Source organism: Pseudoalteromonas ardens (assembly GCF_030125445.1).
GTDB classification, from domain to species: domain Bacteria; phylum Pseudomonadota; class Gammaproteobacteria; order Enterobacterales; family Alteromonadaceae; genus Pseudoalteromonas; species Pseudoalteromonas ardens.
Genome location: NZ_JASJUV010000004.1, coordinates 423,481 through 431,962 on the forward strand (window position 1 = coordinate 423,481; position 8,482 = coordinate 431,962).

7 protein-coding genes and 1 rRNA gene are annotated in these 8,482 nt (G+C 47.1%); 4 read left to right on the forward strand and 4 right to left on the reverse strand.

Translation table 11 applies throughout. The features are described from left to right. Positions 1-39: 39 nt before the first annotated feature. From QNM19_RS15565 to recQ, 3 genes are all read right to left on the reverse strand, one after another. The gene (locus tag QNM19_RS15565) at positions 40-1,809 is read right to left on the reverse strand and encodes a BamA/TamA family outer membrane protein (RefSeq protein WP_284026897.1); all 1,770 of its coding nucleotides are present in this window, start codon (positions 1,807-1,809) and stop codon (positions 40-42) included. Positions 1,810-1,883: 74 nt separating this feature from the next. Next, positions 1,884-2,186: a DUF3630 family protein gene (locus QNM19_RS15570; protein WP_284026898.1), complete on the reverse strand. Its 303-nt coding sequence runs from the start codon at positions 2,184-2,186 to the stop codon at positions 1,884-1,886. A gap of 24 nt (positions 2,187-2,210) precedes the next feature. Next, positions 2,211-4,025, reverse strand: coding sequence for a DNA helicase RecQ (recQ, locus tag QNM19_RS15575; protein WP_284026899.1), 1,815 nt, complete (start codon positions 4,023-4,025; stop codon positions 2,211-2,213). Between the two features lie 149 nt (positions 4,026-4,174). Here recQ and rarD point away from each other — a divergent pair, with 149 nt between their 5' ends. Beyond that, on the forward strand, positions 4,175-5,080 hold the full coding sequence (gene rarD, locus QNM19_RS15580; RefSeq protein WP_049866497.1) for an EamA family transporter RarD: 906 nt from the start codon (positions 4,175-4,177) through the stop codon (positions 5,078-5,080). A gap of 42 nt (positions 5,081-5,122) precedes the next feature. Here the strand turns inward: rarD and QNM19_RS15585 are convergent, their stop codons facing one another. After that, positions 5,123-5,500: a MaoP family protein gene (locus tag QNM19_RS15585; RefSeq protein ID WP_049866496.1), complete on the reverse strand. Its 378-nt coding sequence runs from the start codon at positions 5,498-5,500 to the stop codon at positions 5,123-5,125. A gap of 86 nt (positions 5,501-5,586) precedes the next feature. Between QNM19_RS15585 and QNM19_RS15590 the strand changes: the two genes are divergently transcribed. The 3 genes from QNM19_RS15590 to QNM19_RS15600 all read left to right on the forward strand — a co-directional run. Further along, positions 5,587-6,435, forward strand: a complete 849-nt coding sequence (locus tag QNM19_RS15590) for a LysR family transcriptional regulator (protein WP_049866495.1) — start codon at positions 5,587-5,589, stop codon at positions 6,433-6,435. Between the two features lie 142 nt (positions 6,436-6,577). Beyond that, positions 6,578-7,507, forward strand: coding sequence for a porin (locus QNM19_RS15595; RefSeq protein ID WP_284026900.1), 930 nt, complete (start codon positions 6,578-6,580; stop codon positions 7,505-7,507). A 593-nt stretch (positions 7,508-8,100) separates the two neighbouring features. Then, positions 8,101-8,482: ribosomal RNA gene (locus QNM19_RS15600) — 16S ribosomal RNA — on the forward strand; the annotation flags it as partial.

Sequence of the window (8,482 nt, forward strand, 5' to 3'; positions counted from 1 at the left end):
TATCAATAAAACGCGATGATATCAGGGAATTTCGGCCGTTTAAAAGCGGTTTTTAACGGTAAATAACCACTGTACTGAGTCAATATTGTCCGGGCCATCAAGGGGCGCAGCGACGTCCAGATGCAGCACCAGCCCCGAATTGGCCCGACTGGGAGCAAGCCGCAGTCCAATACCAATGTTTTTAAGAAATTGACCCTGAATTTGATGTGTTAACGCATGTTGCTGTAGAGCCGTTAAAGTGTGTGGCTCGTCGAGGCTGCCCGGCAGTGGTGGCGGTATCGGGCGGCCATCAACCCTGCCAATATCAAAGTAGGCGGCACCACCCACTTTAAACAGGTGTAGTAAATCATATTCCCAGTAATAGCGCTTCTCAAGGTTCAGCAGAATCCGACGATTGCCTTGCAGGTAATTGCTGGGATAGCCCCGTAAACCGGTTTCTCCGCCCAGGGTGATCTGTTTATCGGCACTGAGGTGTTTACCATATTGAATTTCAAGCTGGGCATACCAGGATTGGCGTAGGCTGGTATTGAGATAATATTGCAGTCTTGAACTGAATAGCAGATTTTCAGCCTGATCCTGACGTTTGTTCCAGTAACCATGTAAGTTGAAGGCAAAGCGGAGCAAACTGTCTGCAGAGGTAAAGTGGGCTTTGTTGGCATTGAATGTCAGCACCCAACGGCTGTCATCATCGCTGAGCCCACTGTCTGAATAGCCAAGCTGGGCATTGATATTCCAGCCTAAATTTAAATCTTCTGTACGATAGATGGAATCAAAATTGCGCACTTTAATATAGGCATCTTCAAACCACTGTGCCTGCATATAGGGGTAGCGTAGCGTCCGATTTTCAGCAATGGGTAAAGTGGTACCGCGAAGACGGGTAAATTCTTGTTTTTCATCCTGATACCCGAGTAAGAGTCGACGTGTCCAGTCATTGTCCAGTGCAAAGGCGCGGCCAATGTAGAGATTGGATATTTCGCTGAGCTGCTGATACTCCGAGATCTCTTCACCCAAGTTGTACAGTGACTCAACCCGACGATTACTTAAGTTACTGATACCGTAACTATAAGGCGTGGAGATTGAAAAAAACGGGTACTCAACGCCAGCGTAATGCACTTTTCCATCATCGTTGTCTGCGTACTCAAGGCGTCCCCGGTAACGGCTCGAAAGGATTTGGGGGTCATCATAAACAAATAAGTAGCCACTGCGATCCGGGTCGGAAATATGTGTCAGTGACAGGCGTTTACCATAGCCCAGCAAGTTGGACTCACGAAAGCCGAGTCGGCTGGAATTATCGCCGCCGCTGCGGCTGAAACTGATATCGGGTAGTAAGGTCCAGAGATCGCGCGTTATGACGGTGACTGCCACTTCTCCCTCACAGGTTTGTTCGGCAAAGATCCTGGCATCATAGATATAGGGCTGTTGACGCAATAGTCGCTCAGACTCACGCAGCAATTTGGGGTCATATTCGCCCCCTTGGGTAAACAGCAATAAATTGCGGATCACCTCAGGTTTCGTTTTGATGTGCGCCCGATTTGCAAAGCGAAACACGGCGTTGTCTTCCTCCGGCAAAGAGGTATCAAAGACATTCAGTTGCCTGAGCTCAATGCTGATCACAGAGGCATTGCGCAAATCGGGTAAAGTCTCGGTGCTATCTAACTGGCGGTGGAGGTTATCGTCCTCAGCCACAATGGGACGGTTGTTACTGCAATGTTCGGAAACGCTTGATGGCGTACTGGCAGCAACTTGCGCTGACGTGGTTACCATCGATGTGAGTACTGCGAGTATTGAAGTGCGAACAATCCAACCCATAGAACAGCCTGTCGTTAATTAACGTGCTTTTAATTATGGCCTATGTTAGCCATAGCTGCTCAACTAAGTCTATATTATTGTTGTAAATTTAACCGTAATAATGTTACCAGGTTCGGCAAATGTTCAGTGGCACCAAGGCCTTCCGGCGCGATCCAGATACTCTCACTATAGTGCTCAAAGTTGAGATTGTAGGGGTGTCCGGCATAATTGAAACGCCATTGATGGCGGTCAGCACCCTGATGAAATTCCAGTAAGGTAAGGCCATCCAGGTGCAAGAAAATTTGCCCCCAGAGCTCAAACTCATCTGCCTCAGGGAGTGAGCAGGGGGTTACAAGAATGTGGTTCTGATCTGTTAAATGATCGATGTGCGTTGTCACGGTGACTCCACTTAAACAGTTGGGTTAATCTGTGTCCAGATAATTACGGATCAGCTGCATAAAAGGTGCGCCGTATTTGCTGAGTTTGGTAAAGCCAACCCCGGACACTTTCAAAAATTCGCTATCATTGGTCGGCGTCAGTTGCGCCATTTCCGCCAGGGTTTTATCACTGAACACCACATAAGGTGGTACGTCATCCTGATCGGCCAGCTCTTTTCGCAGGCTGCGCAATTTAGCAAACAGCTTTTTATCATAATTGAACTGCGCCAGTTTATCCTGATAAACGTGCTTAGCTTCAAGTCGTGGCTGTGCCAGTTGCAGGGCATATTCCCCTCGTAATACTGAACGCGCTCCTTCGGTCAGGCGTAGTGCGGCGCCCTGGGTAATGTCTTGTGCAACCAGGCCATGGTGTATGAGCTGTCGCAGAATACTCAGCCAGTACTCGTTGCTGTGCTCTTTGCCAATCCCATAGGTGCTCAGGGTGTGGTGTTGGTTGTCCCGGATCCGTGCAGTATTTGCGCCGCGTAACACGTCCACAATATAGCCGAGTCCAAAGCGCTGCTCGGCCCGGTAAATACAGGATAAGGCTTGCTGAGCAACCAAAGTGCCGTCAAATCGTTTTGGTGGGTTCAGGCAGATGTCGCAGTTGCCGCACGGTTCGCGTTGATATTCGCTGAAATAATTGAGCAGAATTTGGCGTCGGCAGGTTTGAGCCGAAGCAAAACTGGCCATTGAGCTAAAACGTTGCTCTTCGACTCTGCGCCTGTGCTCATCTTCAATGTCTTCAAAAAACCGTTTTACCCGGCCAATGTCAGCGGGGTCAAAGTACATGATGGCTTCTGCCGCCAGACCATCACGGCCTGCACGGCCGGTTTCCTGGTAATACGCCTCGATACTCTTGGGAATGTCATAGTGCAGTACATAGCGCACATTCGATTTATTGATCCCCATGCCGAAAGCCACCGTTGCAACCACAATTTGAATGTCATCACGCGCAAAGGCATTTTGTACAAACTGGCGTTGCTCATTGCTCATCCCTGCATGGTAAGCTGCTGCATTAAAGCCGGCTTCAACCAGCTTTTCGGCGATGTCATCAACACGTTTACGGCTGGAGCAATAAACGATGCCGCTTTGCCCTTTTTGCGTGCGCAGATAACGCATCAGCTGAGATAATGGTTTAAATTTCTCTTCGATGGTGTAACGAATATTCGGTCTGTCGAAGCTGCCCGTATGAATAAAAGGGGCCTGTAACCCGAGCTGGGTGACAATGTCACTGCGGGTGGCCAGATCGGCTGTCGCGGTTAAGGCCATCATAGGGACTGAGGCAAAGCGATGCTTTAATTCATGCAGACGACAGTAATGTGGTCTGAAATCATGTCCCCAGTGCGATACGCAGTGCGCTTCATCGATGGCAAACAAGCCCAGCTGGAGGTGACTCAGGCGCTCAATAAATTCGTTTTGCAGTATTTTTTCCGGCGCCACATACAGGAGTTTGATTTCTCCCTGATGCAGGCGCTGGTAGATGGCTTGTTGCTGAGCCCGGTCGAGGCTGTTATTGATAAACTCTGCCGAGATACCCAGAGCCTGTAGCTGTGCAACTTGATCTTGCATCAAAGAAATAAGGGGAGAGACCACCACGCAGGTGCCCGGCAAAAGTAACGCGGGTACCTGATAGCACAACGATTTGCCGCCACCGGTAGGCAGCAGTACCAAGCTGTCGCGCCCGTCCAGGCAGGCCTGAATGACGTCGAGTTGCCCGTCACGAAAGTCACTGTAGCCAAAAACTTCTTTCAGTACGCCGTGCGGTGTGTCGATTGAGTGAGTTGCAAGATTTTCCATCGAGCGCATTTTAGTGGGTTTTGCAGCAGAAGTCTTTTGTTTTTGATCACAGGAAAATCATACGGGCAGGTACAGATTACGGTATACTGCGCGCTTGGCATCTGTGGGAACAATCAGAAGATCAATTATGGTGTGCTTGGGAGAAATGAATGGGAACGAGTAGTGAAACGAAGCAGGGGTATACCTTTGCCGTTTTAGCATTTTTGATGTGGGGATTGGCCCCCATCTATTTTAAATCGTTGGATCAAGTGGATGCGCTTGAAATTCTTATCCACCGCGTGGTCTGGTCGGTACTCTTTATTGCTTTGATCATCGCCGTAAAACTTAACTGGGACAAAGTGGTTGCTGTGCTGCGTCAACCAAAACTCATGCTGATGCTGACGGTTACGGCCTTATTGCTGGGGTTTAACTGGGGCTTATTCATCTGGTCGGTGAATAACGGCCATATGCTGGATGCAAGTTTGGGCTACTATATTAACCCTTTACTCAATGTGCTGTTGGGTATGCTGTTTTTGCAAGAACGTCTGCGGCCTCGCCAACAGTTTGCGGTTGCGCTGGCTGTTGTTGGGGTAGTACTGCAATTGGTTAGCTTTGGCTCGTTTCCGGTGATTGCCTTTTCTTTAGCCGGGTCATTTGCAATTTATGGGTTATTGCGTAAGACCATGGCGGTAGAGTCTTTGCCTGGCCTGTTGATTGAAGCCGTTATTCTGCTGCCCATCGCACTGGGTTACTGGTGGTGGTTAACACCCAGTGAAACCAGCAATATGATGGTGAATGACTGGGTCACTAATGTGTTATTGATTAGCGCAGGGGTTGTAACGACCTTACCTTTATTGTGTTTCACCGCTGCCGCAAAACGCATTCCCTATTCGACTTTGGGTTTCTTTCAGTATATTGGACCAAGTTTGATGTTTATTCTGGCTGTGGTGTTCTATGGTGAGGTATTTAGTGCTGAGCGGGTGTTAACGTTCGCCTTTATCTGGTCTGCCCTGGCACTGTTCAGTTTTGATTCTTACCGTTCGGGTAAAGCGCAGCGCCGTCTCGCGGCTGCATAATTATGTTGGGGGCACTGAACCTGTCAGGCCCCCGGTAATTCATTACATTTCGTCGTCTGCTTCCACGGCAACGGCTTCGACTTCTTCTTTATTTGTCTCTACCTTAGAGCGGCCAAACAAAGTATGGAACTTGGTTTTGCAGGTGGTGAGTTTCAGGTATTTAGTCCAGGTTTTTTCCATCACATTGTCTGGTGTTTGTCGTCCCTCCATGACGTCGACAAATTGTCGTTGAAATTCATTTTGTGGCTGGCTAGCTTTGGTGTATAAGCTCTTTAGTAGTGCACCATGGTTTTCCAGTACATCAGACTCCTGCAAAGTGAAGTGTCCGCTGCGAGAAAACCCTCGAGGAAAGTTAAGATCATCATAGAAATGTTTAGATGTAACAAAAGCTTCTTTCAAGGTCGCTAAATTTTGATTCATGGTGAAATCCTCAGCATTGTTTGGCAGGAGTATGGACCATAGAGAACAAATAATTAAACGAGTTTTTTTTATCGTAAGGGGGGGATGTGGACCTAGATCTATTAAAAACATTTGTCGAAGTTGTTAAGACGCGACATTTTGGTCGTGCTGCGGAAAATTTATATATAACTCAATCCGCTGTCAGCTTTCGGATCCGCCAGTTAGAACAAAGCCTTGGCGTTAATTTGTTCATCCGCCAGCGTAATAATATTCAACTGACTGCACCGGGCGAACGTTTGTTACCTCATGCCAATATGATCCTCACCGGGATGCAGCGTGCCAAGGTTGACGTCGCACTTGCCAATAATATGCATAAACAAGTGTCACTGGCTGGCACGCCGAATATTTGGGACGCTTTTTTGCAGTTTGGGATCAACCACATTGTGGCGGCTATGCCTGGGGTATCGCTGGTGGCTGAGGTCAAAGCGCAACAGGAGAGTACCCGCTTGTTATTGGAGCGCACGCTCGATATTGCGGTGCTATTTGACCCACCTAAAGTGGATGAACTGGTCGTTAAGCAAATTAAGCATCTGGCTATCATCCCGGTCAGTACAATGGCGCAAACCACCAGTGAAGATTTTTTCGATAAGCAATATGTTTACGTAGACTGGGGAACAGCATTTTCATTGTGGCATGCGAAACAGTTTAACGGCAGCACACCGCCTTATTTCAGAACCAGTACGGGTCGTATCGCACTGGATTTGATCATGCAGTGTGGTGGCTCAGCATTTATACCCCGTGCACTGGCCGTTGAGCCGATAGAGAAGAAGCTGCTATTTCATATTGAATCAGTGGAGCAAAATGCACGGGAGATCTATGTTGCTTATCACAAGGATAATGAACAGATAGAACAAATTGAGACAATTGCCAGTCTTTTGGCGTCTTTACCTGATTAGGTTACAGATTATTGAATTATTTATGATGGTTGGCTGACAATTAAATGTCACTTTTATTTTAAGTGTAATATTTCTGTCACGTACCACTGGCAGACTGCGCCTGTCTAAAAAATTACGTGTTGCGATACTTGAGGAAATACACATGAAATTATCCAAATCAGCATTATTTGTTTCTATTTTCGGTGCTTTGTCTGCGAGCGCTTACGCTGATGTTGATGTATATGGTAAAGCGAATTTGTCTGTACAAAGTTCAGATGAAGGTGAAGGTTCATTCACAGAAGTGAAGAGCAATGCATCACGCTTTGGTTTCAAGGGGTCAGAAAAGCTAGACTCTGGTCTGGAAGTTATCTACAAATTGGAGTTTCAGGTTGACGTATCTGATGCAGACTCTAAAGGCGATGATGACAACATTACAGCGCGTAACCAATATGTGGGCCTGAAAGGCGGTTTCGGTGAAGTTGTTGTTGGTCGCAATGACACGGCATTTAAACAGTCGCAAGGCAAATTGGATCTGTTCAATGACCTTGAAGCGGATATTAAGAATCTGTTTAAAGGTGAAAACCGCCTGGGCGACTCTATTTCTTATAAGTCAGCCAGCTTCAATGGCTTCAAAGTACTCGGTACTTTTATCGCAGAAGACAGCACTGAGGGTGAAAACGGTTTCTCGGCAGCCCTGACTTATGGTGATGCTAAACTGAAGAACACTAACTTCTACGCAGCAGTTGCAACAGACAGTGAAGTAAAAGGCTACGATGCGGTGCGTTTTTCAGTACAAGGTAAGGTAGCAGATTTCAAACTGGGTGCAATGTACCAGATGCAAGAGAAAGTAGATGGGTCTGATGAGGCAGACGGTTATATGGTAAACGCGGCCTACGGTTTTGGCGCGAATACCCTGAAGCTACAGTACCAGGTTATCGACTTTGATAAAGGCGATAAAGTAGATGGTATCTCTGTTGGTATCGACCACAAGCTGAGCAAAGCGGCAAAGCTTTACGCATTCTACTCAAGTGTTGATGAAGACAACGGTGTAGAGGAAGATTACCTGGGTGCCGGTATCGAATATAAGTTCTAAGCATATCGCAATTTAATAGAACAGATTAAAAAGGCCAGTCAGAATACTCTGACTGGCCTTTTTGCGTAATATGTACCTAAAAGTTATTCAGTTTGAGGTGTTTAACGTCAAAAAATGAGCGTCTTGCCTTATTTTTGTCCGAACGCGATGTTTTTCTCACTTTTCTTCAAAAAAGGGGTTGCGCTGGGTTTCGATTTCCCTATAATGCGCATCCACCGACACGGGGCACAACGCTGAAAAGCAACGAGCCAGCGAGTTGGGAGTCAAATAAAACTTGGTTCTGAAATTTTTCAAAATTAAGTGTTGACATAAAGTGGGAAGTGATTAGAATGCACAACCCTCGGCGCTAACAGCGCAGCGACATTAAGTCGCACTGTTCTTTAAAAATATGAAGCAATCATCTGTGTGGGCACTCGTGCAGATTGAGTTCTAACAGCGAATTTCAGTTTACTGAATGACGCACAAAAATTTAGAGTCTCAATTGAGCTGAGTGACCAACGGAATAAACATAGTTTATTCAGCACAGTCAATTCGATTCGAAAGAATCAAAATCAGAATTCAATGAGCACGAAACTTCGGTTTCAAAAAACTTTTAATTGAAGAGTTTGATCATGGCTCAGATTGAACGCTGGCGGCAGGCCTAACACATGCAAGTCGAGCGGTAACATTTCTAGCTTGCTAGAAGATGACGAGCGGCGGACGGGTGAGTAATGCTTGGGAACATGCCTTGAGGTGGGGGACAACCATTGGAAACGATGGCTAATACCGCATAATGTCTACGGACCAAAGGGGGCTTCGGCTCTCGCCTTTAGATTGGCCCAAGTGGGATTAGCTAGTTGGTGAGGTAACGGCTCACCAAGGCGACGATCCCTAGCTGGTTTGAGAGGATGATCAGCCACACTGGAACTGAGACACGGTCCAGACTCCTACGGGAGGCAGCAGTGGGGAATATTGCACAATGGGCGCAAGCCTGAT

Coding starts and splice junctions, on each gene's coding strand:
- QNM19_RS15585 (WP_049866496.1), bottom strand. CDS start 5,500: ATGAATCAAAATTTAGCGACCTTGAAAGAAGCTTTTGTTACATCTAAA.
- QNM19_RS15565 (WP_284026897.1), bottom strand. CDS start 1,809: ATGGGTTGGATTGTTCGCACTTCAATACTCGCAGTACTCACATCGATG.
- recQ (WP_284026899.1), bottom strand. CDS start 4,025: ATGGAAAATCTTGCAACTCACTCAATCGACACACCGCACGGCGTACTG.
- rarD (WP_049866497.1), top strand. CDS start 4,175: ATGGGAACGAGTAGTGAAACGAAGCAGGGGTATACCTTTGCCGTTTTA.
- QNM19_RS15595 (WP_284026900.1), top strand. CDS start 6,578: ATGAAATTATCCAAATCAGCATTATTTGTTTCTATTTTCGGTGCTTTG.